This is a genomic window from Colwellia sp. Arc7-D (genome assembly GCF_003061515.1).
Taxonomy (GTDB): Bacteria; Pseudomonadota; Gammaproteobacteria; order Enterobacterales; family Alteromonadaceae; genus Cognaticolwellia.
This window is the reverse complement of the sequence record NZ_CP028924.1, coordinates 2,580,188-2,606,423: the sequence shown is the minus strand read 5'-3', so window position 1 is coordinate 2,606,423 and position 26,236 is coordinate 2,580,188. Positions and strand designations below refer to the sequence as shown.

The 26,236-nt window shown below is 37.5% G+C and carries 24 protein-coding genes; 14 read left to right on the top strand and 10 right to left on the bottom strand.

Features of this window, described 5'->3' with window-relative positions; translation table 11 throughout:
* Position 1: 1 nt before the first annotated feature.
* Complete coding sequence (gene hisG / locus DBO93_RS11405) at positions 2-901, bottom strand: ATP phosphoribosyltransferase (protein ID WP_108456454.1); 900 nt, start codon at positions 899-901, stop codon at positions 2-4.
* 640 nt (positions 902-1,541) lie between these two features.
* On the opposite strand from hisG, the gene DBO93_RS11400 reads away from it, so the two are divergent.
* From DBO93_RS11400 to fadD, 7 genes are all read left to right on the top strand, one after another.
* Positions 1,542-1,748, top strand: coding sequence for a hypothetical protein (locus DBO93_RS11400; RefSeq protein ID WP_108456453.1), 207 nt, complete (start codon positions 1,542-1,544; stop codon positions 1,746-1,748).
* Between the two features lie 161 nt (positions 1,749-1,909).
* Entirely contained in the window at positions 1,910-3,862 is a 1,953-nt protein-coding gene (locus DBO93_RS11395; RefSeq protein ID WP_108456452.1) for an ATP-dependent DNA helicase, read from the top strand.
* Positions 3,863-3,995: 133 nt separating this feature from the next.
* Complete coding sequence (gene tsaB / locus DBO93_RS11390) at positions 3,996-4,685, top strand: tRNA (adenosine(37)-N6)-threonylcarbamoyltransferase complex dimerization subunit type 1 TsaB (protein WP_108456451.1); 690 nt, start codon at positions 3,996-3,998, stop codon at positions 4,683-4,685.
* Between the two features lie 182 nt (positions 4,686-4,867).
* A complete protein-coding gene (locus DBO93_RS11385; RefSeq protein WP_108456450.1) occupies positions 4,868-5,275 on the top strand; it encodes a hypothetical protein in 408 nt (135 codons plus the stop codon).
* A gap of 58 nt (positions 5,276-5,333) precedes the next feature.
* Entirely contained in the window at positions 5,334-5,987 is a 654-nt protein-coding gene (locus DBO93_RS11380; protein ID WP_108456449.1) for a M50 family metallopeptidase, read from the top strand.
* A 63-nt stretch (positions 5,988-6,050) separates the two neighbouring features.
* Entirely contained in the window at positions 6,051-6,926 is an 876-nt protein-coding gene (locus tag DBO93_RS11375) for an alpha/beta hydrolase (protein WP_108456448.1), read from the top strand.
* A 168-nt stretch (positions 6,927-7,094) separates the two neighbouring features.
* Positions 7,095-8,750, top strand: a complete 1,656-nt coding sequence (gene fadD, locus DBO93_RS11370) for a long-chain-fatty-acid--CoA ligase FadD (protein WP_108456447.1) — start codon at positions 7,095-7,097, stop codon at positions 8,748-8,750.
* Positions 8,751-8,933: 183 nt separating this feature from the next.
* Here the strand turns inward: fadD and DBO93_RS11365 are convergent, their stop codons facing one another.
* Positions 8,934-9,671: a YciK family oxidoreductase gene (locus DBO93_RS11365; protein ID WP_108456446.1), complete on the bottom strand. Its 738-nt coding sequence runs from the start codon at positions 9,669-9,671 to the stop codon at positions 8,934-8,936.
* Between the two features lie 278 nt (positions 9,672-9,949).
* Here DBO93_RS11365 and DBO93_RS11360 point away from each other — a divergent pair, with 278 nt between their 5' ends.
* The 3 genes from DBO93_RS11360 (at position 9,950) to DBO93_RS11350 (ending at position 14,324) form a co-directional block, all read left to right on the top strand.
* Entirely contained in the window at positions 9,950-12,367 is a 2,418-nt protein-coding gene (locus tag DBO93_RS11360) for a VolA/Pla-1 family phospholipase (RefSeq protein ID WP_108456445.1), read from the top strand.
* Positions 12,368-12,566: 199 nt separating this feature from the next.
* Complete coding sequence (gene sohB, locus DBO93_RS11355; protein ID WP_108456444.1) at positions 12,567-13,616, top strand: protease SohB; 1,050 nt, start codon at positions 12,567-12,569, stop codon at positions 13,614-13,616.
* A gap of 42 nt (positions 13,617-13,658) precedes the next feature.
* Complete coding sequence (locus tag DBO93_RS11350) at positions 13,659-14,324, top strand: thiopurine S-methyltransferase (RefSeq protein ID WP_108456443.1); 666 nt, start codon at positions 13,659-13,661, stop codon at positions 14,322-14,324.
* Positions 14,325-14,436: 112 nt separating this feature from the next.
* Here DBO93_RS11350 and DBO93_RS11345 read toward each other — a convergent pair whose 3' ends face one another.
* Positions 14,437-14,703, bottom strand: a complete 267-nt coding sequence (locus DBO93_RS11345; RefSeq protein WP_108456442.1) for a hypothetical protein — start codon at positions 14,701-14,703, stop codon at positions 14,437-14,439.
* 284 nt (positions 14,704-14,987) lie between these two features.
* Between DBO93_RS11345 and DBO93_RS11340 the strand changes: the two genes are divergently transcribed.
* Genes DBO93_RS11340 through rlmM form a run of 4 tightly spaced genes read left to right on the top strand, consistent with a single transcriptional unit; the run spans position 14,988 to position 18,073 of the window.
* Positions 14,988-15,905, top strand: coding sequence for a transcriptional regulator GcvA (locus DBO93_RS11340; protein ID WP_108456441.1), 918 nt, complete (start codon positions 14,988-14,990; stop codon positions 15,903-15,905).
* On the top strand, positions 15,902-16,603 hold the full coding sequence (locus DBO93_RS11335) for an alpha/beta family hydrolase (protein WP_108456440.1): 702 nt from the start codon (positions 15,902-15,904) through the stop codon (positions 16,601-16,603). The genes DBO93_RS11340 and DBO93_RS11335 overlap by 4 nt, the downstream gene beginning before the upstream one ends.
* Positions 16,581-16,982 carry a DUF423 domain-containing protein gene (locus tag DBO93_RS11330; RefSeq protein ID WP_108456439.1) on the top strand — a complete coding sequence of 134 codons (402 nt, stop codon included), beginning with the start codon at positions 16,581-16,583 and terminating at the stop codon, positions 16,980-16,982. The genes DBO93_RS11335 and DBO93_RS11330 overlap by 23 nt, the downstream gene beginning before the upstream one ends.
* A gap of 5 nt (positions 16,983-16,987) precedes the next feature.
* Positions 16,988-18,073, top strand: a complete 1,086-nt coding sequence (gene rlmM, locus DBO93_RS11325; RefSeq protein ID WP_108456438.1) for a 23S rRNA (cytidine(2498)-2'-O)-methyltransferase RlmM — start codon at positions 16,988-16,990, stop codon at positions 18,071-18,073.
* Between the two features lie 132 nt (positions 18,074-18,205).
* Here rlmM and DBO93_RS11320 read toward each other — a convergent pair whose 3' ends face one another.
* The 7 genes from DBO93_RS11320 to queF all read right to left on the bottom strand — a co-directional run bounded on the left by DBO93_RS11320 (position 18,206) and on the right by queF (position 26,207).
* A complete protein-coding gene (locus DBO93_RS11320; RefSeq protein WP_108456437.1) occupies positions 18,206-19,012 on the bottom strand; it encodes a hypothetical protein in 807 nt (268 codons plus the stop codon).
* 393 nt (positions 19,013-19,405) lie between these two features.
* Entirely contained in the window at positions 19,406-20,413 is a 1,008-nt protein-coding gene (locus tag DBO93_RS11315) for an isocitrate dehydrogenase (protein ID WP_108456436.1), read from the bottom strand.
* Between the two features lie 333 nt (positions 20,414-20,746).
* Entirely contained in the window at positions 20,747-21,124 is a 378-nt protein-coding gene (locus DBO93_RS11310; RefSeq protein ID WP_108456435.1) for a DUF3192 domain-containing protein, read from the bottom strand.
* Between the two features lie 209 nt (positions 21,125-21,333).
* Entirely contained in the window at positions 21,334-22,155 is an 822-nt protein-coding gene (xni, locus tag DBO93_RS11305) for a flap endonuclease Xni (protein ID WP_108456434.1), read from the bottom strand.
* Positions 22,156-22,158: 3 nt separating this feature from the next.
* The gene (gene ppnN / locus DBO93_RS11300; RefSeq protein WP_108456433.1) at positions 22,159-23,505 is read right to left on the bottom strand and encodes a nucleotide 5'-monophosphate nucleosidase PpnN; all 1,347 of its coding nucleotides are present in this window, start codon (positions 23,503-23,505) and stop codon (positions 22,159-22,161) included.
* A 20-nt stretch (positions 23,506-23,525) separates the two neighbouring features.
* Positions 23,526-25,169, bottom strand: a complete 1,644-nt coding sequence (locus DBO93_RS11295) for a GGDEF domain-containing protein (RefSeq protein ID WP_108456432.1) — start codon at positions 25,167-25,169, stop codon at positions 23,526-23,528.
* A 186-nt stretch (positions 25,170-25,355) separates the two neighbouring features.
* Positions 25,356-26,207 (bottom strand): NADPH-dependent 7-cyano-7-deazaguanine reductase QueF, encoded by an 852-nt coding sequence (queF, locus tag DBO93_RS11290; protein ID WP_108456431.1) that lies wholly within the window; start codon positions 26,205-26,207, stop codon positions 25,356-25,358.
* Positions 26,208-26,236 lie beyond the last annotated feature (29 nt).

The window sequence follows — 26,236 nt, the reverse complement described above, 5'->3', positions numbered from 1 at the left end:
TTTAGCCCATCATTTTTTCAATTGGCATAACTAAAATAGAGTTACAACCTAACGCGTTAAGTTCCTCCATTGTTTCCCAGAAAAATGTTTCTGTAGCCACAACGTGCACAGCAACAAGATCATCACGACCAGCTAATGGCAGTATCGTTGGCGTTTCTTTTCCTGGCATTAATGCGCTAACTTGAGCAATTTTATCTTTTGGTGCGTGTAGCATAATGTATTTACTTTCTTTTGCTTTCATTACGCCTTGAATACGCGGTAATAAAGTATCAAGAATAGCTTGTTTTTCAGGTGCTAAGGTACTTGCCGTTTGAATTAATGAGGCTTTGGATTGAAATATTTCTTCCACTTCAACCAAGCCATTAGCTTCTAAAGTTGCACCGGTTGACACTAAATCACAAATACCGTCTGATAAACCTACACGTGGCGCTACTTCAACAGAGCCTTTTAATAAACAAAACTCGACGTTTATGCCATTTTTCTTAGCATAACGGTTGAGTAATTGTGGATAAGTTGTCGCAAATCTTAAACCGTCTAGACTTTTTATCCCTTTATAATTAAAACCTTCTGGCATAGCGATTGATAATCGACAACCGCCAAAGTTTAAACCTGTTGTGCGAATGTATTTTGATTTTTGTTCCATTAAGGCACGTTCTAACGCTGCTTCTTCTAAGGTATTGTCGCCGACAATACCTAAATCACAAACACCATCCATTACTAAACCTGGAATATCGCTACTACGCACACGCATAATATCTATTGGCATATTGGTAACATGAGCAAGTAAACGGCGATCAGTAACATTAAGTTTAAGGCCACAACGCTTTAATAGCGCTTGTGTGTCGTCGCTCAAGCGACCTGATTTTTGCATTGCAATGCGTAAGCGTGGTTCTGATGACATGTTATTTTCCTATTAAATTTTTAAATTCTTATACTATTTAGTCACATTTAATATGGTGAAATTAATCATGTATATACAATTGTATAGCCATAAAAATGCGAAAACCCCGAGAGAGGTGAACTCTTTCGGGGTTTAGAAATTAATTTTCATTTATCTTACACCGCTGAAAGGTTCAAAGCCCCCCAGCGAAAAAACCTGAGCAGCTAGTCCGTATGATGGTGATGATGATGGATGGCGTTCAGATTTAAAGTCATGTGTTATTTACTCTTTATGAATAATAATTTAAGTGTGTAAGTTAATTATCTAGCTTCTTATTAAATTAAAGTAGTTACTTTAATTAGTCTTTACATTACGTTGATTTTTGGAGCAGATCAAGGGATTAATACTCACTCGCTATGAAATTTTGAACTAAGCTAGTACTGTTTAGTTCTAAGTAATATAAAACAGCCCGATTAAAGGTTGGATTAGTCTTGTCGATATATGTATAAGTCTAAATAATCTGGCAATAAGGATCACTGATGGATATTTTTACAACAGTACTAACTCGTGTTGTTCCGGTGCCCATAAAACCCGCTGACTTAAAGGTTAAAGCATTAACTAAGGGGCAGCGGCAAATGCTGTTTCTGATGATATAGCTGGTTTGGAAGAGCAACCTTTATATCATACAAAAGTGGCCAAAGAAAAGTCACCTGATAAAGAAGATAATGCAAACGACTCATCAAAAGAAGCCGTTGAGCCATCAACGGTGCCTACCGATAACACGGGTCAGCATATTGATATATTTGATGATAGTGAGAGCACACCCGAAGAACAAGATGATAAACCTCACTTAGATATTTACATTTAACATCACGCCGCTGTTTTAATCCTAAAAATGCAGCACAGATATTATTAACCACCTTGTGGCTTATTTTATTGCTATAGAATAACTATGATTGCCAATATTTCTCCTGTTATTTTTAACTGTGATGATTATAATGAGCGCAAATTAATTAATGCCGTATCCTTATGAGTGCTGTTGAACATGCGTTTTCACATCAAGGAGCTTTAGCAAAAGCTATTAATGGCTTTTCTCCTCGCCAAGCTCAGCTCGATATGGCACTAGAAGTATCTAAAGCTATTGCGCAAAAAAGCAGTTTAATCGTAGAAGCAGGTACAGGAACGGGCAAAACATTTGCTTATTTAATTCCAGCGCTTTTAGCGAATAAAGCCAATGCTGAAAATGATGCCGGACAGATAAAAATTATTGTTTCAACCGGCACTAAAAACCTTCAAGAACAGCTATTTCATAAAGACTTACCTTTAATACGAAAAGCACTCGCTAGTAATGCTCAGGTGGCTTTATTAAAAGGACGCGCTAACTACCTTTGTATTTATCGTTTAGAACAATACCAGCAATCGCGTGGCCAACTTGACGCCCAAACATTAGCTGACTTTGTTAAAGTTCGTGCGTGGGCAAATGGCACACACAGTGGCGATATTGGTGAGTTGGTTAATGTCACTGAAGGCTCTCCTGTTTTCCCGTTTGTTACTAGCACCGTTGATAATTGCCTAGCAAAAGATTGCCCAAATATTGAAGATTGTTATTTAATTAAAGCACGAACAAAAGCCATTGATGCCGATTTGGTGGTGGTTAATCATCATTTATTCTTTGCTGATATGGCGCTAAAAGACAGTGGCTTTGGTGAGTTGATCCCGAAAGCTGATGTTATGATTTTTGATGAAGCGCATCAAATAGCTGATATCGCTAGTGAATATTTTGGTGAAGCGTTTTCTACTCGCCAGATGCTTGATCTTTGTAGCGATGTGTTACAAGTGTATCGCACAGAATTAACCGACGTAAAACAATTAGCAAAAGCAGCAGAAAAACTGTTAAAAACCAGTCAAGAATTTCGCTTGTTATTTAGCTACGATCCAGAGCGTGGTAACTGGCGTGAAAAACACCAGCAGCAACAATTTTCGCATGCCTTTAAACTGTTAAAAACTGATTTAGATTTTCTTTACCAAGTGATTAAACTCTGTGTTTCTCGCAATGAAGCTATTGATAACTGTTTTGACCGAGCGGTAAACCTATTAGCACAATATGAAGTAATGGCTGATGTAGATGCTATGGGTATGAGCTTTTGGTATGAAACTACGCCACGCCATGTTGTGCTGCATAAAACGCCATTATCAGTAGCTGACAAGTTTGGTACGTACGTAAAAGAGTCAGGTGCTGGCTGGATATTTACCTCGGCAACTCTTGCTGTTGATGGCGCATTCAAACATTTCTCTAGCCATTTAGGCCTTGAAGATTCGGCCAGCTTATTACTTGATAGCCCGTTTGATTATGCTAAACAATCGCAATTAATAATACCGCGTTATTTGCCAGCCGCTAATGACATGAACCGTGCTAAAGCGCTATGTGAACTGGCTATTCCTTTGATTGAAGCCTGTGCAGGCGCATGTTTTATGCTATTTACCAGTTATCGCGTTATGCATCAGGTTGCTGAGTTATTAAACGAGCAAATTGATAACCCATTACTCGTGCAAGGGCAAATGGGTAAACGAAAGTTATTAGAAGAGTTTGTTGAGCAAGACAGTGCCGTTTTATTAGCTACGGCGAGTTTTTGGGAAGGCGTAGATGTTAGAGGCGATAAACTAACTTGTGTGATCATCGATAAATTGCCTTTTGCTTCACCCAACGACCCTTTATTACAAGCACGTAGTGAAGATGTAAAACGTCAAGGAAAAGATCCGTTTGCTCAAATTCAATTGCCGCAAGCGGTTATTGCATTAAAGCAGGGCGTAGGGCGTTTAATTCGTGATGTAAATGATAATGGTATACTCGTTATATGTGACGACAGGTTAGTTAATCGACCATACGGAGAAGTATTCCTTAAAAGTTTACCCGATATGAAACGCAGTCGAGATATTACCCAAGCCGCACAATTTTTAGCCCAAATTGCTGATCGAGATTAGTGTTAGTCAGTAAATATTTTTAATATTATAAATTGATACTGGAAAGCCTTTTGGCTAAAGAATTCTGGGATTAATATAAAATAATGTTAAACTCTCCCGCACAGAAAAACAGTAATTTTAAAAGGTTTTTAACGTGAATTTTTTGGCCATTGATGCCTCAACTGAAGCTTGTTCAGTTGCAATTAGATATAACGATAAACAGTTTAGCGAATACGAACTGTGTCCTCAGTCGCATAGTTTGCGTTTGCTCCCTATGATAGACAGCGTGTTAAAACAGGCTGAAGTTAAATTAACTGATCTTGATGGTATTATATTCGGGCAAGGGCCTGGTAGTTTTACCGGAGTTCGTATTGGAATAGGTGTAACACAAGGTTTAGCCTTTTCTGCTCAGTTGTTTGCTCGTGGTGTATCTACCTTACAAGCAATGGCCCAACAAGCTTTTGATGAAAAAGGAGAGCGTAAAGTTATTGCAGCAATAGACGCTCGAATGTCAGAAGTTTATACCTGCTACTTTGAAGTTGATGATCAAGGGATCATGCAACCGCAAACTGAAGAAACCGTGCTTGCACCTAGTCTTGTCGCTCAATATTATCAACATTTAGCACTGCCCGCTTATGGTGTTGGCACCGGTTGGGATGCTTATGCTGAACTCGTCAGTTTAATGTCTAATTCATCCGCTTCACCTGATATTTTATATCCAACCGCATTAGCCATGTTAACGATTGGACAAGTCGACTTTGACAAACACTGTGTTGATGCTGAACACGCACAACCCAAATATGTTCGTGATACCGTTTCATGGAAAAAGCTTCCTGGGCGATAAGTTAACTCGCACTGAACAACGCCACGATGCGTTTAATAGTTTTGTTATCGCTTTTTAATTCAACGTTAACCTGCTTATATCCGTTATCTTAGGAAAGGTAAACGTTAGCTATCGATTGTGTTTAACGCTAAGTGGATAAAAAGTAGTGTTCACTTGAACAAGAATTTGTTAAATTAGCTTTTATGCAAGTAAACAATACCGCAAATTTAGCGGCCCAAGCGGCCCTATCGCTTAGAAATAGTAGCGCTATTCCTGCTCAGGAACAGCGTGTAAGCACAATTGCGCGTGAAAAGTTTAACAATGAAGAAAGTCAAACCCAAAAATCACAGGCCGAAACTGATGGCCGTCAACGTTTAGATATTGACGAACAAGCTATTTCACTTATTGAACGAGAGCAACTTTCTCAATTTGACAGTCGAAATAACTCACAAAGAAATAATCAGCAAGGCGAACAGTCAACTAACTATAATAGTGGTTATGATTCACCTTCTAATCAAAATCGATCAGCTGTAGCGGCATATCAGTCAGTTGGTGCTATTGCTCAACGTGACGATATTCAACAAATTTTTGGCGTTGACCTGTTTGCCTAATTTGTTTACCTGATTTTTATAGGATAATAACTATCACTCCTGCTTTAAAACTCCAATAATGCACATTAAACCTAAATACCATTTTTGGTTAATGTTATTAATCGCATTAATTATTTTACAACTGCCTTTTATTTCGATCCCTTTTAAATGGTTAGAAAGTTATTTTCATGAAATAAGTCATGGTTTAGCAGCACTAATAACCGGCGGCAGTATTGTGAAAATTCAATTGTTTCCCAATGGTGCTGGCTTATGCACAACTCGTGGGGGCTCAGCATTTTTTATTAGCTTGATGGGATATGGGGGCGCGATATTGTGGGGGAGTTTAATCTTCTATTTAGCATCTAGTCATCAAAGAGTTGCCCAAGTGTTTTCTGTTCTGCTAGTGGTATTATTAGCCAGTAGCATTTTATTGTGGGTGCGTGATTTATTAACCTTATTTATTGTATTAATTTTACTGGCTTTGGTATTCGCACAAATAAAATACTCTTCTCATAAATATTTGCAAAAATTATTACAAGTTACAGGTTTGTTAGTGCTGATCAACAGTTTGATGAGCCCACTCTATTTACTTGATGGTCAATCCCGCGGTGATGGAGCGGCTTTAGCTGATCTGACTTATATCCCCGAGATAATTTGGGTTGTTATTTGGTTTTTTGCAGCATTATTTGCAACTTACAGGCTCAGTAAGATTTCATTACGCAGCTCACGTTAGTCAACAGCACAACATTATGGCATACAGCGTTCTCTTATCTCTGTGGTCAATTAAAGGATTTTTATGCCAAGTGATTACACAGTTAAAGCCGTAACATTTGAAGTTAACGGCCGAAAAATTAGTGGTATAAGTAATGGCAATGAGCAGGGTAAATTGCTGTTATGCTTGCACGGTTGGCTTGATAATGCCGCAAGTTTTCAGCCACTACTACCTTATTTAACCAACTATCATGTTATTGCTATTGATTGGCCTGGGCATGGTTTATCTGATCATCGAAGTACTGATGCACATTATCACTTTTTAGACTGGGTCTATGACTTAATTGCGTTATTTCGAACACAGCAATGGCAAGCTATTGATATTGTCGGCCACTCTATGGGGGCTATGGTTGCTTGTTCATTCGCAGCAGCATTTCCTGAGCATGTAAGGACATTAACGTTGATTGATGCCATTGGTGTGTTAACTGCAGATGAAGCAACGACAACAACGCAATTGCGAAAAGGCCTATTAAGCCGTTTATCGCGAAACATAAGCACTAAAAAATATCATAGTAGTCTTGCTTCAGCTGTTGAAGCTAGAATGCAAGTATCAGATTTAGATAAAGCCAATGCCAAAATCATTGTTCAACGTGGTATTGAGCAAACAGTACAAGGATTTAAATGGCGCTCTGACAATCGATTACGTTCGACATCACCTTATCGATTAAGCATGACACAAGCAGAGCAAATTGTTGCCGATATAAAAAACCCTGTACAGCTGATTTATGCCAATAAAGGCATGTCTATGGTTGCTAAAGGCTTGAAACGCTTTGGTCCATTGTTTAAAACGTTAACCGTACATAAGTTAATTGGTGGTCATCATGTTCATATGGAACAACCTGAGCAAGTTGTAACACGAATAAACGCGTTTATTCATCAACAAGAATTTAAAGAAGAGTAGCTAATTTCGATTAAGATCGTTAAGCGTGTTTTCTATCTATTCGACTATAATAAGTTGTCTCATTATCCAGTTAATTTAAACAAGTGTTTAAATTAACTGGATCGACCAGTGAAAATTTGTTAAAAAGTATCATTAATAAAGAATAAGAATTTAAAGAGGAAAGGTACTGTGGGAAAAATTTGGCTTGAGAAGAGTTATCCACCCGGCGTTCCATTTGAAATTGATCCTGATAAATACGCTTCAATTGTCGATATGTTCCATAAATATACTGAGGTTTATGCTCAGCGTACTGCCTTTATTAATATGGGCGCAGAAATAAGTTACTGTGAACTTGCCGAGCAGGCTACAGCTTTTGCTGCGTATTTGCAGCAAGACTTAGGTTTAGTCAAGGGCGATAAATTTGCCATTATGGTGCCTAACTGCTTACAGTATCCAATTGCACTTTTTGGTGCTTTGTTAGCCGGTTTAACTGTCGTTAATGTTAATCCGTTATACACAGCAAGAGAATTAGAGCATCAATTAAATGATTCGAATACTAAAGCAATTTTAATTATTGAAAACTTTGCGAGTATTTTAGAAAAAGTAATTGATAAGACCGCTGTTGAAAAAGTTATTTTAACGTCACTGGGCGACCGCCTAGGCACAGTTAAAGGTGCGATTGTTAATGGTGTCGTTAAATACATTAAAAAAATGGTACCAGCCTTCAACCTTTCAAATATTGTACGTTTTAATAAGGTACTTGCTCAAGGTTCAAAACATCAATTTACAGCGGTAAAACTTAAAGGTGAGGATTTAGCCTTTTTACAATATACCGGTGGTACAACAGGTGTTTCTAAAGGTGCCATGCTTACACACCGCAATATGGTTGCTAACTTAGAGCAAGCCAAAGCGGCGATTGCACCACAACTTGAAGAAGGAAAAGAACTAGTTGTTACAGCGTTACCGCTTTATCATATTTTTGCTTTAACGGCGAATTGCTTGACCTTTATCACGTTAGGTGGCACAAATTTATTGATCACTAACCCGCGTGATATGCCGGGTTTTGTCAAAGAGTTAGCGAAATACGACTTTACCGCTATAACGGGTGTAAATACGCTATTTAATGGTTTATTAAACACTCCTGGCTTTAGTGAGTTAGATTTTTCTAAGTTAAAATTATCACTAGGTGGTGGCATGGCTGTTCAGCGTCCCGTTGCTGAAAAGTGGGAAAGTGTTACAAAAACTCGCCTACTTGAAGGTTATGGTTTGACTGAATGTGCGCCATTAGTCACCTTGTGTCCTTATAATCAAAAGCATTACAGTGGCACTATTGGTTTACCAGCTTCTTCAACCGATATTAGAATTGTGTTAGAAGATGGCAGCGATGCAAAGATTGGTGAAGCGGGTGAAATGTGGGTTAAAGGCCCACAAGTAATGAAAGGCTATTACAACCGACAAGAAGCAACGGATGAAATTCTAAAAGACGGTTGGCTAGCAACAGGTGATATTGCTTGTATGGACGAAAATGGATTTTTCAAAATTGTAGACCGCAAAAAAGATATGATCATTGTTTCTGGCTTTAATGTCTTCCCGAACGAAATTGAAGAAGTTTTAGCGAGTCATGCTGGGGTGTTAGAAGCTGCTGCAGTAGGCATTCCTCATGAAGCAAGTGGTGAAGTGGTTAAAGTGTTTGTCGTGCGCAAAGATCCTAATTTAACTGAAGCTGACTTGATTAAACATTGTCGTGAAAATTTAACCAATTATAAAGTGCCAAAATTGGTAGAGTTTCGTGATGAGTTGCCAAAAACTAATGTCGGTAAAATTTTACGACGTGAATTGCGTTAATACTGCTTTCGCTATTTAACTTTACTGCAAAAAGTTACACAAAAAAGGCCAACATTAGTTGGCCTTTTTTGTGTTTAGAGCTTGCTCAGATAACCTGACTTCCAAGGCACTAGTCAATCCTATGCGTTAATGAATGGTCAGTTTTTTCTGATAAGACTACTGAATTGATATATCAGCAAATAACTATTGTGCGTTTAGTCGTTGGCTGTTAATTGCTTTACTGTCATCGGCCATAAGATATACATACAGTGGCATAATATCTTCTGGAGATGCAATAGTCGTTTTATCTTCAGCAGGGTATGCAACCGAACGCATATTAGTATTTGTAGCACCAGGGTTAATTACGTTAGTTCTCAGTGCACTATTTTCATACTCATCAGCAATAACTTGCATCATGCCTTCAGTCGCAAATTTAGAAATACTGTATGCGCCCCAATAAGCTTTACCTTTGTTACCTACACCTGAAGAAGTAAAAACTAGTGATGAACTTTGAGCTTTAAGCATTACAGGTATCAATGCTTGTGATAATAAAAATTGCGCATTGATGTTAACTTGCATTACGTCTTGCCAAGTTTGATGATGTATTTGGTTAAACGGTGTTAACTCGCCTAATATTGAGGCATTAAGTAATGCGCCATCTAATTGGCCAAATTGACTTTCAATTGTTGAAGCTAAATCAATATAGTTCTGTTTCGTTGCACCTTTTAGATCCAACGGTACTATAGCGGGTTCAGGGTAACCTTTAGCGAGAATGTCATCATAAACGGCTTCAAGTTTTGCAACGGTTTTACCTAATAAAATTACTGTGGCGCCTAACTCTGCATAAGTTAATGCGGCTTGGCGACCTATACCAGCACCTGCACCAGTAATTAAAATGGTTTTGTTCGCTAAAATTTGTGGTGTTATTGCGTATTCAAACATATGATTAATTGCTAAAAAAATTTGTTAATAATTCTACTACTTTCATTAGTAGGCTGACGAGTTTTTTTCGATAGAATTCACCATTTACAGCATAAAACTGTTAATAAATAAAAAAATCACTAGCACTTGATCTATTCTTGAGTTAAGTTTGACTGGTCGAACAAGTTGAAGTTAATGCTAGGATAAGTATAAAAATCAACAATAATGAAGAATAATAAATATATGCTCTGAAAATTTCTTAGCTTATAAAAATAAAGACTAGAACGTGGGGAGATAAAATGAAAAAGCTAGTACTCAGTCTCGCAATAGCCAGCACATTAGGTTTAAGTGCTTGTGGAGACGAAACAATACAAGATGTCGAAAATGAAGTTGCTGAAAATGGCTCAGCCGTAACAGCGACAGCACGTGTTAAATTTGATCCCGCAGCAGGCGCTGCAGGGCTTTCTATTCCAAATGATTTGATTTTCTCTGGCACGCTTGATGGCACTTTAGAAATACCGGTTGATGATCCAACTGATGGTTCTGATCCTTTTGTTGCTATTAGTGCTCTTGATGGCTGGTCTATCTCTCAACCTTTTTCACTGGGTATTGAGTTTCCTGCAGGCACTTCTTTAGAAGCCAGCAGCGCTTCAGAACCAGCTTCGGTTAGAATTTTTGAAGCTATTATGGGCGGCGATGCTAATGACAGCGATTGTACCGCGGTTACACGTGGGCTAGCTTGTAAAATTGTAGCTGAACTAACCTTTGGCGTAGATTTTGTTACAAGAGGCTCAGCGACTGGCGTATCTGTTATTCCAACACAACCTCTAAAAGCTGAAACTACCTACATTATGATGATGTCAAATAATCTTCGTGATAATAACGGTAAAGCTATCGCAGGTTCTAGTACCTATGAATTAGCACGACAAGATATCAACACATTGCCTTTAGGTAATGAGTCACAATTAGGTCTACAAGCCGCAATCAATAGTTACGAAGCTGCGCTTGTTTCTGCAGGCGTAGATAGCAACACTATTATTTATAGTGCAGCGATGACGACACAGTCAACAACTCGAGTTTTGAGTACGGTTAAGTCGTTAATGGCAGCTGGCGTACCGCAAATGGTGGCGAATGCACAAGCGGGTAATCCTGCGGTTGCTGTTACGGATACCGGCATTTCAGTTGCTACAGTATTGACTGGTTTTATTCCAGCAGAATTAGTGCCGCTATATTCAGCAGCTAATTATATTCGCGGTTCTATTACATTACCTTACTATTCAGGCATACCTTCGGCTGAAAACCCGCTTGCACCGGTTAATGATTGGTGGCGTGCGCGCTGTGATTCAGGCGCAACACTTGCCGGTTTAGCAGCTGCTAACCCTGCGGCAATTCCAGCTGGTCCGTTAGATGCTAATGATGGCTTTTGTATGAATTTTGGCTTACGCGATTTAAGTTCAGTTATGGCGATTGATACCGAACGTAACTTAACTAAGTTTAATCCAATTCCAGCTACAAGTGCGATGTTACCTATTGATGTACAAATGACCACGCCAGATTTAGCTTGGGCTAACCCGGTACGTGCAAATATGGGATTACCAGCCTTAGAAGAACCTGAAAATGGCTGGCCTGTAGCTATTTTAGTACATGGTATTACATCAACTAAAGAGCAAATGTTACCAATTACCGGTATTTTATCCGTATTTGGTATCGCTACTATTGCGATAGATCAACCCTTACATGGTAGCCGTGGTTTTGACTTAAACGGTGATTCTGTTGATGATATTAACACCAGTACCGTATCAACCTTACATTATGTGAACTTAGGTAGCATGCTAACTATGCGTGATAATACGCGTCAAAGTACTGCTGACTTATTAGGTTTACGTTTAGGTATGAACTTCCTAGGTGGTGTTCATGTTGAAGGAAATCCGGTTAAAATAGATAGCTCTAAAGTTCACCTTTTAGGTCACTCATTAGGTGGCATATATGGTATGAATACAGTTGGTTTAGCGAATACTGAGTTAAGCCCACAAGTAGACGGCTTATTTAACATTGCTAGCACATCTTTAGCTATGCCTGGTTTAATGTTAGCTAATTTTGGTATTGATTCACCGGCATTTGAAGGTTTAGCTAAATCTAACCTTACCTTGCAGTTATCGCCTGATTTTAAAGCAGCGGTTGACGCAACTTTACCTGCTGGGTATACCCAAACGGAATTGAGTGACTTCTACTTTGCTTTTTACGATGCCTTAACAGTTGAACAAAAAGCAACATTAGATGCTGGTTTTGCGCAGTTTACATTTGCTGCACAAACGGTGACTGACTCAGGCGACCCAATTGCTTATGTGCAAACACTAGCCGCTACTCAAACCCCGACACATTTAATTGAAGTAGTGGGCAATGGTGCTGATAACCTTCCAGACCAAACAGTGACTAATACGGCACCATTTACGCCAATGGGCGGTACTGAACCTGCGATTGCTTTCCTAGGCTTACCAAGTGTTAGCGAAACAACACAAGGTTCTGGTGCGGTAAGGTTTGTTAGTGGTCATCATAGTTCAATATTGAACCCACTTCCTGATGCAGCAGGTGCTTCGCCTGACGCTGAATTAAGTGCTCGAGCTACGCAAGAAATGCAAACGCAAGTTGCGACATTCTTTGCAAGCATGGGACAACTAATTACAGTTACAGACGCTGCAGTTGTAAAACAAGACTAAGTTTACCTTAAGTCAAAAAAAGCCCTCATTAGAGGGCTTTTTTATTGGTGCTTATTTACAAGGTTAACTTTATTGAATAATTTGAGCATAGACCTTTATTTATAAACTAATTACCCCATATTGTTAGATAGAATAATTTTAAAATTAATACATAACAGCAAGGTTATTAAACGTTAGCTTGTTGGTTAGGAGAGAAGCATTGGAATTTTTGTATGAATACGGTTTGTTTTTAGCGAAAGCTATCACCTTCGTTATAGCAGTCATTGCTATCATTATTGCTATAGCATCATCAGCAATGAAACAGGGTGGTAAAAAAGGTGAATTAGAAATTATTGATTTGTCAGAGCAATATAGTGAAGTTGAAGAAGATATTATTCATCACTTATTATCGAAAGATGAGTTAAAAGAAAAAGAAAAGAAAGATAAAAAAGCTGATAAAGAAAAAGCAAAAATTGACAAAAAAGCAAGTAAAGACGAAAGTGAAGAAAAAACACTTACCCCACGCTTATTCGTTGTAGATTTTAATGGCAGCATTGACGCGAAGGAAGTTGGCTCTTTACGTGAAGAAATTAGCGCAATATTAACGGTTGCTCAACCAAGTGATGAAGTATTCGTACGTTTAGAAAGTGGCGGCGGTATGGTACATGGCTACGGTTTAGCTGCTTCGCAACTTGATCGTGTGCGCCAAAAAAATATTCCATTAACGGCCTCTGTTGATAAGGTTGCTGCAAGTGGCGGCTATATGATGGCTTGTGTCGCTAATAAAATAGTATCAGCACCTTTTGCTATTATTGGTTCAATTGGCGTTATAGCTCAAGTACCAAATTTTCATAAACTGCTAAAGAAAAATGATGTCGATTTTGAACAATTTACTGCTGGTGAGTTTAAACGCACGGTAACAATGTTTGGTGAAAATACTGATAAAGGTCGCGAAAAATTTGTTGAGGAGCTTGAGGAAACTCACGTGCTTTTTAAGGATTTTGTTAGTGAACACCGTCCAAGTCTTGATATTGCTAAAGTGGCAACGGGTGAACATTGGTTTGGTACGCAAGCTAAAGAGTTAGGTCTTATTGACGAACTACAAACCAGTGACGACTACCTGCAAGCGCGTTGTAAGTCTCATAAAATCGTTCAAATTAAGTATGCGACTAAAAAAGGCCTTGCTGAAAAGTTTTCAAAAGCAGCATCTTTATCATTTGATGCCATTATCAGCAAAGTTTGGCAAAATAACCGTGTATTCCCTGGTTAATTGTTGTCGTAGGCTAAAAATAAATGCCGTGGCATATGCATAATGAATAACAGCTTTTGGCAGAAATGTTGGGAGCGCAACCTGTTGGGTTTTCATCAGCATGATGTGCACCCATTTTTGGCTGAATACTTCGATAAAAGACTCTTGGCTACTGATAGGCATGTGTTTGTACCTTTATGTGGTAAAACGCTTGATATGGCCTATTTAGCCAAGCTTATGCAAGTGACAGGCAATGAGTTAAGTGACATAGCTTGTCGAGACTTTTTTATAGGAAATAATATTGCCTATCAAAAGCATAACGTAGGTGAATTCGAAAAGTATACATGTCAGCAACTTACCTTGTTGCAAGGTGACTTCTTTAAGCTCTCGGCCAACGCCATTGATCGCATAGATTGGATATATGATCGTGCGGCACTAATTGCATTGCCAACAACTATGCAGCAGCAATATGTAAATCATTTAAAAACTTTCTTTTCGTCGCAGACTCGTTTGTTTTTAGTGACCGTTGAGTTTCCAATAGAGCAACTGATTGGGCCACCATTTGCTATAACCGAAACTGATGTGAAAAGCTTATTCTCGGGCTTTAAGATTGAATGCATAGCCACTCATGAGATAAAAGATAAACAATTTGCTCAACGTAAACTTGATGTAGATTACTTGCTAGAAAAGCTTTATATCATCTCAATCGATGACGCGAACGGGCAATAGGTTATTAAGACAATAGATAAAGAATTTAGATCGTGAGATTAGTAAGGCAGCAAAAAAAATAGCCAATAAAAAAGGTGCCATCGAGCACCTTTTTTAATGAACAAAAACCAACTTATTCAGCAAGTGGAATACTTTTACTGATGGTCTGTCCGTTTATGTTAATTTTAACTTCGTTCATTGCGACTTGAGCACGAGCCGTTTTTTCGATAGGGTTAAATGCTATCGTATTTAACTTAATAGACTCTTCTAAATGTAATTTGGTTGTTGCCATAAGTTCAATGGCGTTAATAGATTGAGCTTCTACTAATTGTGTAGCTTGGCTGCTGTTTGCCATTAAAGCAAACATAGCAATGGTTGATAATTTAATAATGTTTTTCATAAGTCACCTGTAATAAAACGTCAATAGTATTTATAGATGTTTTTGGGACTCTTTCTTTTCAATTGCAAACAAGGGTTGGGAGCCTGTTTGATTATAGCCGATTATGTCGGGGTAAAGATGAAGTCCTTCATCTATTGAGGCTATAATACGGTAATGCTGGTAAATGTTAAACTGACTAATTATAATGACATTCATTAGAAAAACTAATCCGAAATGGTTATGCAAATTATTTGATAAAATATGCATGACATGACTCGTTACTTATACAATTCAATAGGTGTATCTTGGCAAATAGACTCCCTCCACTTAACGCTATCAGGGCTTTTGAAGCTTCTGCGCGACAATTGAGTTTTACCAAGGCTGCTGAAGAATTATTCGTCACTCAAGCGGCTATCAGTCATCAAATAAAAGCGTTGGAAGATAATTTAGGTATAAAATTATTTATGCGTAAAAATAGGTCATTGTTGCTGACTGAGGAAGGGCAGTCTTATTATCTCGATATTAAAGATGTTTTTAATGCCTTGCATGATGCAACCGAAAGGCTATTAGCCCGTGGCGAGAAAGGTGCCATTACCGTTAGCTTGCAACCTAGCTTTGCAATACAGTGGCTGGTACCTAGGCTAAATACATTTAACTTATTACATCCTGATATAGATGTGCGAATTAAAGCAGTTGATCAACCTGAGAACTCATTGACTGAGGATGTTGATTTAGCCATATATTATGGCCGGGGACGCTGGAAAGGTATTCATGCTGAGCAACTACATACGGAATATTTGATCCCCGTTTGTTCACCATTGTTACTTGAAGGTAAAAAACCGTTAAATTGTATTGAAGACTTGGCAAATCACACGCTATTACATGATACTTCTAGAAGAGATTGGAAAAGATGGTTTAAGCATGTTGATGTAAAAGGGGGGAATGTGAACCACGGCCCAATATTCAGTCATTCGGCTATGGTTTTACAGGCTGCAATTCACGCACAAGGTGTTGCCCTAGCGCACAGTGTATTAGCTAAACCTGACATTGATAACGGTCGGTTAGTTTGTCCATTTAAAGAAGTACTAGTCAGTAAGAACTCATATTATATCGTCTGCAGAGAACAACAATTAGAATTAGGTAAAATAACGGCATTTCGTGAATGGGTCTTGCAAACGGTGGCTGATGAACAAACAATACTTGATGAAGGACAATTGTTATGAGCCATAATAAAACGATTGATAATCACGAAATAAACGCAGTTACTCCAGTAAATATTAGTCATGAACTATGCGAGGTTAAAAACGCGAAAGCTTTGGTGATTTTTGCTCACGGTGCGGGTGCAGATATGCATCATCATTATATCGAAGATCTCGTAGAAGAAATGCATTCACAGCAACTGAGTGTTTTACGTTTTAATTTCCCCTATATGGATAAGCGAAAACTCGATGGCAAAAGACGCCCGCCAGATAGAATGCCAAAACTTGTCGACTGCTATAAGTCGATAATCGCTAATTTTAAAACAGATTTACCGATAATTATTGCTGGAAAATCGATGGGAGGCAGAGTAGCGGCAACTTTGGCTGGTGATAAGCCATTAATGGACGCGCATAATATTAAAGGGGTTATTTGTTTAGGTTACCCATTTCATCCGGTAAAAAAACCAGAAAAATTACGTTTAGCACCCCTGCAAGAAACACAATTGCCCGTACTTATATTGCAGGGAGAAAGAGACGCTTTGGGTAGCGAAATAGAAATTAATGATTATGAAATTTCTTCACGTTGCCAATTACATTTCTTTAATGATGGCGACCATGATTTAAAGCCGCGGGTTAAATCTGGTCAAACTTTAGCACAACACAAACGTGCTGCGGTTTTTGGAATGAGGAGTTTTATCGATGAAATTAATAATGACTGCTAAACTACTGATGATATTTGTTGGTATCAGTGGTTGTTTTTCTGTATTATTCGGCGCTTGGTTAGCCCATGGTGGACAATCGCTACCTTTGGCGTCACAAGAACGACTAATGACAGCATTAACGTATCAGTTTTTTCATACGTTGGCGCTTATGCTAACCATTATCTTATACAAGCTTCATTCAAAGGCTATATTATTGAGCGCAGGGATATTATTTGCACTCGGTATCGTTTTTTTCAGTGGTAGTTTGTATATCAAAACTATATTCGATGTTTTGAGTATTGGAAAGCTGGCGCCATCAGGCGGCCTGTCATTTGCACTTGCATGGCTATTGGTCGGATTTGCAGGTACTAAAATGTTTGATCAAAAGTTAGGTAAATAATCAATATGACTGCAATAGTGCTTTATTGTCGCCCCGGATTTGAAAAAGAATGTGGCGCAGAAATTCAAGAAAAAGCTTCATGGAATGAAGTATACGGCTATCTAGAGTTAACTAAAAATCAGGGCGTGGTTTATTTTCATCTAAATAATCCAGAAGAGGGTGAAGCCCTAATGGAGAAGATTCCATTACGCCGACTTATATTTGCTCGTCAGTGGTTCGTTACTGTTACCGAAAAAATTGAATTGCCTGATTACAACCGCGTTGAAGCGATTGTAGAAGCATTAGGTAAAGAGTGGCAATATGCAGACTTGCGTATGGAAACACCTGATACTAATGATGGTAAAGAGTTATCAAAATTTTGTCGAAAATTGGCTGTTCCGTTACGACAAGCATTGAGAAAAGAAGCAATATTGACCGAAAAAGGCAATAAAGATGGCGCAGTTTTACATGCGTTATTTTTGTCAGGAAAAGAGGTCATATTTGGTTTTTCTCTTGCACGAAATACTTCACCACATGTTATGGGTATTCCGCGTTTAAAATTTCCTAATGCTGCACCGAGTCGCTCAACACTGAAACTAGACGAAGCTTTTTTGTATTTCATTCCCAAAGAAGAGTGGGATATACGTTTAACTTCAGGCATGAATGCCGTTGATTTGGGTGCTGCACCTGGTGGTTGGACTTATCAATTGGTGCGTCGCGGCATGATGGTAACATCAATCGACAATGGCCCGATGGCAGAGTCTTTAATGCAAACGGGTCAAGTAAAGCATCGCACTATGGATGGCTTTAAATATGTACCGCAAAAGAAAAACGTTTACTGGTTAGTTTGTGACATGATTGAGAAGCCTCAACGTGTGGCAAAATTGATGAGCGAGTGGTTATTAAAAGGTCAATGCCAAGAAGCTATTTTTAACTTAAAACTACCTATGAAAGGTCGATACCAACAAGTTAATGATGATTTGCAAACCATGAAAGATGCGTTTTCTCATTACAATGTTAAATATGAACTGTTTGCTAAACATTTATATTATGATCGTGAAGAAGTCACTGTTCACGCTAGGTTACTTTCTCCTCCACCAACAGAGTTGTAAGTTAGACTGTTGTAAAAAAAATTGTAAACGCCCGACATGACTACTAACGCAAGTTAATATAACGAGTAATAATGTCGGGCGCTTTTCTATTTTAATTATCAATCTTTCAATAACAAACCAGTACAAGTGGTGTTAATTAATTTTTAATCGCCGAGACAATGGTTGGTTTGTCATAACAAAAAGTAATGTGAAGAACATAAGTACTAATGGTGTCGGTTCACTCACCACTACGGCATTATTTTCAGCTTGTAGCACAACATTTTGAAACGCAATAACCTCGCTATCACTGTTAACTTTAGCTTTTAACTCAATAGTTAATAAATTCCCAGTGGTTAAATTAGGTGAAGCGAATGTGGTAAATTTATTGCCTAATAATGTTGAGTTTACAGTCATGGGGTCGAAAAGTGTGACTGAACTGCCATCGGCTAAATCGTACTGCTGAAGAGTACTATCATTAGTTATTCCCTGAAACAGTCGAGTAAATGGTTTGTTGTCTACACTATAGCGCCATTCGAACCAATCACTACTCTCAAAGTCACCCATTGCAGCCATATCGGCTAAAAATGTAATGGCTGACAAATTGGCAATATTTATTTGCCAAGTCGCTACAGCGTCACTGCTTGTGTTGTCTTGGTTAACAGTATCAACAATACCAAAGAATGCGTCTTTATTGCTTTTAGTTACTATACCTAAGCTATCTTTAGTCACTGCTGTGCCTTTATCTAATAAATTTCTAGGTATATTGAAGGTCTGATCTTGTTGATATATTTGAAATCCATCCTTACTACTGCTAAAAGCATTGGTGAACTGATTGCTATAACTGATATTTGTTGAAGCATTGGGTGCTAATAGGTCGTAACTTATTAATGATGCTTGGCTATTACTTACCATGAAAAAAATGGAGAGTAAGGTAATAACTTTTAAACTTTTTGGTTTCATAACAAAATCCTTTTGTTCTGATTTGTTTGTTTTATTAGCCCTTAAGAAGTTCGCTTTATACGAAAAATGAGTATTTAACTGCATTACTATAACTACTTTCATCCTTGGAGCAGTTCAGTGTTAAGTTTATATAGCGCTAATATAGGAAGTAGCCTATAAAACTTAACAAAGTATAGTGAGGGTTTTAATAAATGCTAATTAGTTACATTTTAAAGATTACGTGATGGGAGCTTTGCTGATAAACGCCGTTCTAAATATTTGGTGATCTTAGCTGTTAGCCAAGTTGAATAACCAATACCATATTATCTGAAATAAGCAGCACATAAAAAAACCAAGTCGTAGACTTGGTTTTTTAGAATGATTATATAGAGTTAACTAAGTGGATTATCGGGTTTATAAACGCTCTAATACCGACTGAGTGAAGTCTGAAGTACCATGTGTACCGCCAAGATCACGTGTTGTACGATCACCAGACTCTATTACTTCTGTTATTGCACGACGAATATTGTTAGCTTTTTCTGCCATACCTAAATACTCTAACATTTGAATGGCGGCTAAAATAACTGAAGTTGGATTCGCTAAATTTTTACCTGCAATATCAGGCGCACTACCATGTACTGCTTCAAATATTGCACAACTCTTACCAATGTTAGCGCCAGGTGCCATACCAAGACCACCGACTAACCCAGCACATAAGTCTGATAATATATCACCAAATAAATTGGTAGTAACAATAACATCAAACTGTTCAGGGTTCATTACCAACTGCATACAACAGTTATCTACAATCATTTCTGTTGATTCTATTTGCGGATAACGAGTGGCTACTTCACGGGCAACTTTTAGAAATAAACCTGAAGTAGATTTTAATATATTTGCTTTATGTACAGCCGTTACTTTTTTACGACCTTCTTTAATCGCGGTTTCGTAAGCAAAAGTTACTATACGCTCAGCACCTTCTCGAGTAACAAGGCTTCTTGCTTCTGCATAGTTTCCGTCTTCTGAAAGCGTTTGACCTAAACCTGAATACATACCTTCGGTATTTTCACGAATAGTAATGATATCAATATCTTCATAACGCGCTTTAGTACCTTTAAATGATAATACCGGGCGAACATTAGCATAAAGTTGAAAATGCTTACGTAATGTCACGTTAATCGAGGTAAAACCATCACCGACCGGTGTAGTTAATGGGCCTTTTAGAGCTATCTTGTTTTTTTCGATCAGTGCTAATGTAGATTCAGGTACTAAATCACCATGATTCTCTAATGCTGTTAGGCCAGCATCTGCATACTCATATTCAAAATCACAGCCGGCTTTATCAAGTATCTTGATCGTTGCGTCTATAATATCTGGACCTATACCGTCACCAGGGATTACTGTTATGGTTTGTTTTGCCATTGTTAAACTACCTTTTGAATATTACTGTTTTAAAGTTGTGAGAAGAGCGCGCTAATGGTAAATATAAAGCAATTTTAATAGGCATATTGATGCCGCGCTGATTATGTTGATTCAATTAAATTGAGTGAGTCATTATAGCAACTAATCCGAGCAGTTAGTAAGTTTTAGCGTTAAACTTTAGTCTACAATCATACTTTCTTAATTTGGACTGAATTTAAACGAAATAGACCTAACAATCGCATAACGATCAACATTAATACTCGATAATAAATATATTGAAAATAAGCTACTCATTTAAGTGCTAAAGCTTAAATAACTGTTCGTTAATGATATTTAAAGAGTTTTGAATTGTTCATACGCCGTGTTACCAATAGCGGTAAGAACGCCATTAGTAAATAACAAAGCGGTGCATTCATCTTGCGTTGTGATGCCGTCAGATTTTACATGTTGAGTTCGGTAAAAGCTGACTTGATAGCTTGTTTCATCAACTAATTTTGCTTCTGTAATATCAGGACTACCTAATTGCTCTATAGCACTGTTGAAATTGAAGTTTTTTAATTCAAGCTTAGCTATAAACTGTCTGTTATATGCTTCTCTATCTTCCCATTGCATTTGTGCTGGGCTGTCATCGTAAAAATTAACCACGAGTGCTACAAATATACCGTATGCTATTAATGCAATTAAGATCCGAGCAATAACTTTTTTATTCACTTAAATTCCTTGAACCTACTTCAACGAGGCTTTGATATTTTTTTGTCATTTGAGTATATAAACTTAACTCAACATAAATATATTGGCTTATAAATCACTATATTTATGTTTGAAATTAGAGATTGGCAATCAAAAATCACCTAGTTTTTTCAACATGACTTTTGTTGAAAACTCAATACACATTGATAGGTTTTGATGTTACCAGATTGTTAACTACTGGCAAGTGCATTTTCACAAGGAAGTCTGATATCTTTTAAATTAAAGCCTAATGGTATATCTATTTTTAATGTTAATAGCCGGCGACTTAGTGATATTTGTTCATTATGCTGCGATAGCTTTTCGCTGATGCTGTTCTTTAAGTCTGTAGCATTGAGAATACTTTTAATGGAGCCATATTGGTTTAATAGTTGAGACGCTGTTACTTGCCCAATACCCGCAACTCCCGGTATTTTGTTGGTGTTATCGCCTGTTAAAGTCCATAAGTCCATTAATTTATCTGGTTTTACGCTAAATTTATTTAGCACATATTCTTCATCTAAATAGCGACGATTAAAGTAATCGTATACCCGTATATTAGGATTTAATAACGATAAAAAACACTTATCAGTAGATACTACCGTTACATTTTGACCGCGTAACGCGACTTTGATGGCTAAAGTTGCAATTAAATCGTCTGCCTCATCAGTTTCTGACACTAAAGAGTCGACGGAGTGGATCATAAAGCGGTCTTGAATATCAGCTAATTTATTGGCCAAATGCTCAGGCATTTTCTTACGGCCCTTTTTATAGTCTGGATAAACATCATATCGCCAGCATGGTGTTTGAGAATCAAAAACAGCAAGTGCGTGAGTCGGTTGTAACTGTTCTAGTATTTTTTCTAAAGCTAGTTCGCATGCTTTCTCGGTATTAAATAAAACTTGTTGTTTGGTATTCTCTGCTAATTCATTATTTAATAAGAATGGTCGCTCTTGCACAGCATAAATTCTTCTGATCAAGTTCAGCGCATCTATTAATACCAAATTTACAGTCATCAATTAGCCTTCAATAACGGTATAACAAGGTATATATTCACTGCCAGGCAATTTCATTCTTTGTTGTTTTACGAAAGATTTTAACAGTGTATCCATTAAGGCCATTATTTTACTGTCACCACTAATTTCAAAAGGACCTTTTTCACGTATTGCCTTAATACCACTTGCTTTAACATTACCCGCGACGATACCCGAAAATGCTCGGCGCAAATGAGCCGCTAATGACGCGATATTTTGTTCGTAATGTAAATTTAATGCAGCCATATTCTCGTGGCTTGGCTCAAAAGGTTGCTGAAATTCAGCTTCGATAACTAATGACCAATTAAAATGGTAAGAATCACCCGTAAGTTTTCGATGTGCGACAACATCTTCGGTGGTGGCTTTTAATGTTTTTGCGACCTGTTCAGGATCGTCAATAATAATTTCATAAAGTGCCTGAGCCGACTCACCAAGAGTAGCACCAATAAAGGTGTCAAGTTGTTGAAAGTACTCAGCACTTTCAATTGGCCCAGTTAAAATAATAGGTAACTTTTGAGATTGATTTTTTGGGTGCAGCATAATACCTAATATATACAGTAATTCTTCTGCTGTTCCTGCGCCACCAGGGAAAATGATAATGCCATGTGACATACGTACAAAGGCCTCAAGGCGTTTTTCAATATCAGGCATAATAACCAATTCATTAACTATTGGGTTTGGTGGCTCTGCTGCAATTATGCTAGGTTCAGTTAAGCCTAAATAACGCCCAGTAGTGTTTCGTTGTTTTGCATGGCCAAACGTAGCACCTTTCATTGGACCTTTCATTGCGCCCGGTCCACAACCTGTACAAATATTAAAACCACGCAAGCCAAGATGGTAGCCAACTTTTTTGGTGTATTTGTACTCAATACTATTAATTGAATGACCACCCCAGCAGGTGATCAAGTTAGGTGAACTGTCAGGTATGATCGCATTTGCATTGCGTAACATATCGAAAGTCATATTGGTTGCGCTATCGGTAGCCTTAGTATTAGCTGTGTAACAATCGCCAATAAATAAAATGTCTCGTAATACGGCTGAAAGGTGTTCTTGAATACCTTTAATAATTACGCCATCAACAAAGGCATGCTCAGGCGGGTGATCTAACGCTAATTTAACACCACGCTCACGGCGTAAAACTTGAATTTGAAAATCTTGAAATTGTTGATATATATCTTCTGCATTGTCGGTATGACTACCCGCATTTAGGACTGCCAGAGAACAATTACGAAATAGGTTATAGAGCTCACTTGTAGCTGACTGCTGTAAATGGTCAACTTCTGCTTGAGACAGTAAGTTCATTTTACCTACGGGATTAACTTGAGTGTGCATAATTCTACTTCCTCGTTTTTTTACCCGTAAACTACTTTGTTTTTACCTTCATGTTTTGCTCGGTATAGTGCGGTATCTGCACGTTCAAAAGCAGAATGAACAATATCATCTCTTTGAACTAAAGTTACACCGATAGATAGCGTTATAGTGACGCGTGTGCCTTTAAAGGTAAATGGTAAGCTTGCTACTTTTTTACGTAACATATTAAGTCGATTCATTACCGTTATTTTATCAACATCTTTAAAAATTAAAACAAACTCTTCACCACCATAACGGCTAATAAAAACATCATTACCCATAACTTTTGTTAGGGTATCAGCAATAACCTGTAGGGTTTTATCACCCGCGGTATGGCCGAAAGTATCATTGATGCGCTTAAAGTCATCCAAGTCGATAACAGTAATGGCGAGATCAAATTGTTTGTGATGAAATCTAACCAGTTCTTTAGCAAAAAACTCATCAAACGATGCTCTATTAGCTAACTTGGTCAAGGCGTCTTGAAAGCTTTTGGCTTGAACTTCCTGTATGCGTTTTTCAAAAATTTTACTTTGTTGTTCTAGTTTTTCAACTTTTGCTGACATGCTGTTGAGTTTTTCATTCAACTCTATATTTTGGCTATTTTCTAATTCAGCTTTATTTTGCAGGGTTTTGGCAATTTGCTGAATTTTATCGTTAACATCGACTTTCATTTCAGTTAACGAACCTGCATCGTTAATGCCGATGCTGACTTCTTTTATCTTTTCAGTTAGCTCTAAATTAATTGCAGCATGTTGATCGTTTGATTCAGATGAAGTTGCAATGGTTGCTGTAACTGACATTTGAACAGATGTAAGTGTTTCGCTAATGGTAGATAAAAACACTTTAGCTCGACTACGCTCTTGTTCAAGATCTTCAATCATGAAATCAAAAACATTGAGACATTCAGTCATTAAGTTCTGGTTCGAAATTTGGCCGTGTAAGCTAGACTTAATTTTACTTATATCCGCTTTATGTTTTTTAGAGATGACTAAGGTATTTAAGATCGAACTAAATCTACCCAGTAATTCCTTTGGGGCCTTTTGTTGAATAGCTACTGTGTTACTTTCTGGTAAGGCTTCAACTTCAACATGATTAATTTTATCAAGTATGACAGGTTTACTGGTATTTGTTGTTTGAGATTTTTCTCCAGCCAGTTTAATTTGACTGTGTATTATACTCTCATAAAAAACGATAATTTCGCTCATTAATGGTATGTATTGAATTAATGACCCATGGCCTTCTTCTGCTTTAGTTATTAGGGTTTGAAGCTGACGACGGCTTTCTTTTGGAAAGTTTTTACTTTTTTGCAGGCCAGTACTGGAATTATTTAATTGTTCATGTATTTCAATTCTGTTTTTATCATTCTTTAGCGAGTACTGTCGAAGAAGTGTGGAAATCTTTTTTATATCTTTTTCAAGAGCTGTAAAACTTGTTGCTGTTTTTAGGGTAGATCTTAAATTTGCTAATTTGTTATCAAGCAATATATCTGTGCCTTTACAAGCTTGAGATAGTTTGCCAATAAAGCTAGTTAACAGGGATGATTGCGCACTAAATTCGTTTTCTAATAATGTGCGAGAGTTTATAGCGGATTTAAGTCGAGACCTTAAATCTTTAATAGTTTTATCTCCGACTGAGTTTTCAGTCATATAAATCTTCCCTAAAATGCAGCACAATGGAAAATTAGCACTGTTAATGCTAATTAAAATAGAGTCTTAACAACAAAAATAAAGCTATATTTTCAGTATATATTAATAATAAACATTCCAGTATAAAAAGCTAGTATTAGTGCATAACTAATGAATTTTAGTTCAAAAAACAAGCACTCTTGTTGGTTATTGTCTCAATGTTCTCAATGCAGGTGCTTTGTTTTGCGTTGTGGAGCGAAAAGGGTTTATGTCTAAACCACCTCTGCGTGTATATCGAGCAAATACTGTGAGGCTTTCTACTTGACAAAAATGCTGAATATCACAAAAAATACGTTCCACACATTGTTCATGAAACTCATTATGTTGTCGAAACGAAATCAAATACTTTAATAAAGTGGCATGACAAATTTTCTTGCCATTGTATTTTATATAAATACTGGCCCAGTCTGGTTGATTTGTAATTAAGCAATTTGACTTTAATAAATGACAAACCAAATACTCTTTTACATTCTCTCCATTGTCGTGACAGGCATTCTGTAATAGCTCAGGCGTTAATTGATATTGATCTATTTCAATATCAATATCATCAATACATACAGCGTTATCAACAGATAACTGCAGTGCAGGACAATTATTTACTGTAAAGAGTTTTACTTCAGCATTTGCGCCAGCGGTAGCGGATAGGTCTTTTACTAAAGCTGACTCGACAGATTGCCATGATGAAAACTTAGTCTGGTTAAAACTATTTAAATAAAGCTTAAATGACTTTGATTCAACAATGTTTGGGCTAGTACAAGGAAAGCTGAACTCAGCAACAGCAACAACTGGCTTACCTTTATCATTGAGCCAAGAAAGTTCGTAACCATACCAAACATCTTCACCTTTAAAAGGTATATTATCCATTGTTAAGCCCAAACTATCTCTATTTAGGCTTCTTGGCACTGCTTGCAGCAATGTTGGGTTATATTGGCTACAATACTCTGTTGCTTTTCCAAGGGTTAATTTACTGAGTGCTTTTGCGTTTGTATAAGTGCTCATTTTTGAGTATTTTCTTCTCTGGTTGTACA

Coding starts and splice junctions, on each gene's coding strand:
- DBO93_RS11345 (WP_108456442.1), bottom strand. CDS start 14,703: ATGAAAAACATTATTAAATTATCAACCATTGCTATGTTTGCTTTAATG.
- DBO93_RS11335 (WP_108456440.1), top strand. CDS start 15,902: ATGAGCCATAATAAAACGATTGATAATCACGAAATAAACGCAGTTACT.
- DBO93_RS11395 (WP_108456452.1), top strand. CDS start 1,910: ATGAGTGCTGTTGAACATGCGTTTTCACATCAAGGAGCTTTAGCAAAA.
- DBO93_RS11320 (WP_108456437.1), bottom strand. CDS start 19,012: ATGAAACCAAAAAGTTTAAAAGTTATTACCTTACTCTCCATTTTTTTC.
- DBO93_RS11365 (WP_108456446.1), bottom strand. CDS start 9,671: ATGTTTGAATACGCAATAACACCACAAATTTTAGCGAACAAAACCATT.
- rlmM (WP_108456438.1), top strand. CDS start 16,988: ATGACTGCAATAGTGCTTTATTGTCGCCCCGGATTTGAAAAAGAATGT.
- DBO93_RS11375 (WP_108456448.1), top strand. CDS start 6,051: ATGCCAAGTGATTACACAGTTAAAGCCGTAACATTTGAAGTTAACGGC.
- DBO93_RS11350 (WP_108456443.1), top strand. CDS start 13,659: ATGAATAACAGCTTTTGGCAGAAATGTTGGGAGCGCAACCTGTTGGGT.
- ppnN (WP_108456433.1), bottom strand. CDS start 23,505: ATGCACACTCAAGTTAATCCCGTAGGTAAAATGAACTTACTGTCTCAA.
- hisG (WP_108456454.1), bottom strand. CDS start 901: ATGTCATCAGAACCACGCTTACGCATTGCAATGCAAAAATCAGGTCGC.
- DBO93_RS11380 (WP_108456449.1), top strand. CDS start 5,334: ATGCACATTAAACCTAAATACCATTTTTGGTTAATGTTATTAATCGCA.
- xni (WP_108456434.1), bottom strand. CDS start 22,155: ATGACTGTAAATTTGGTATTAATAGATGCGCTGAACTTGATCAGAAGA.
- DBO93_RS11360 (WP_108456445.1), top strand. CDS start 9,950: ATGAAAAAGCTAGTACTCAGTCTCGCAATAGCCAGCACATTAGGTTTA.
- DBO93_RS11315 (WP_108456436.1), bottom strand. CDS start 20,413: ATGGCAAAACAAACCATAACAGTAATCCCTGGTGACGGTATAGGTCCA.
- DBO93_RS11385 (WP_108456450.1), top strand. CDS start 4,868: ATGCAAGTAAACAATACCGCAAATTTAGCGGCCCAAGCGGCCCTATCG.
- DBO93_RS11295 (WP_108456432.1), bottom strand. CDS start 25,169: ATGACTGAAAACTCAGTCGGAGATAAAACTATTAAAGATTTAAGGTCT.
- DBO93_RS11330 (WP_108456439.1), top strand. CDS start 16,581: ATGAAATTAATAATGACTGCTAAACTACTGATGATATTTGTTGGTATC.
- queF (WP_108456431.1), bottom strand. CDS start 26,207: ATGAGCACTTATACAAACGCAAAAGCACTCAGTAAATTAACCCTTGGA.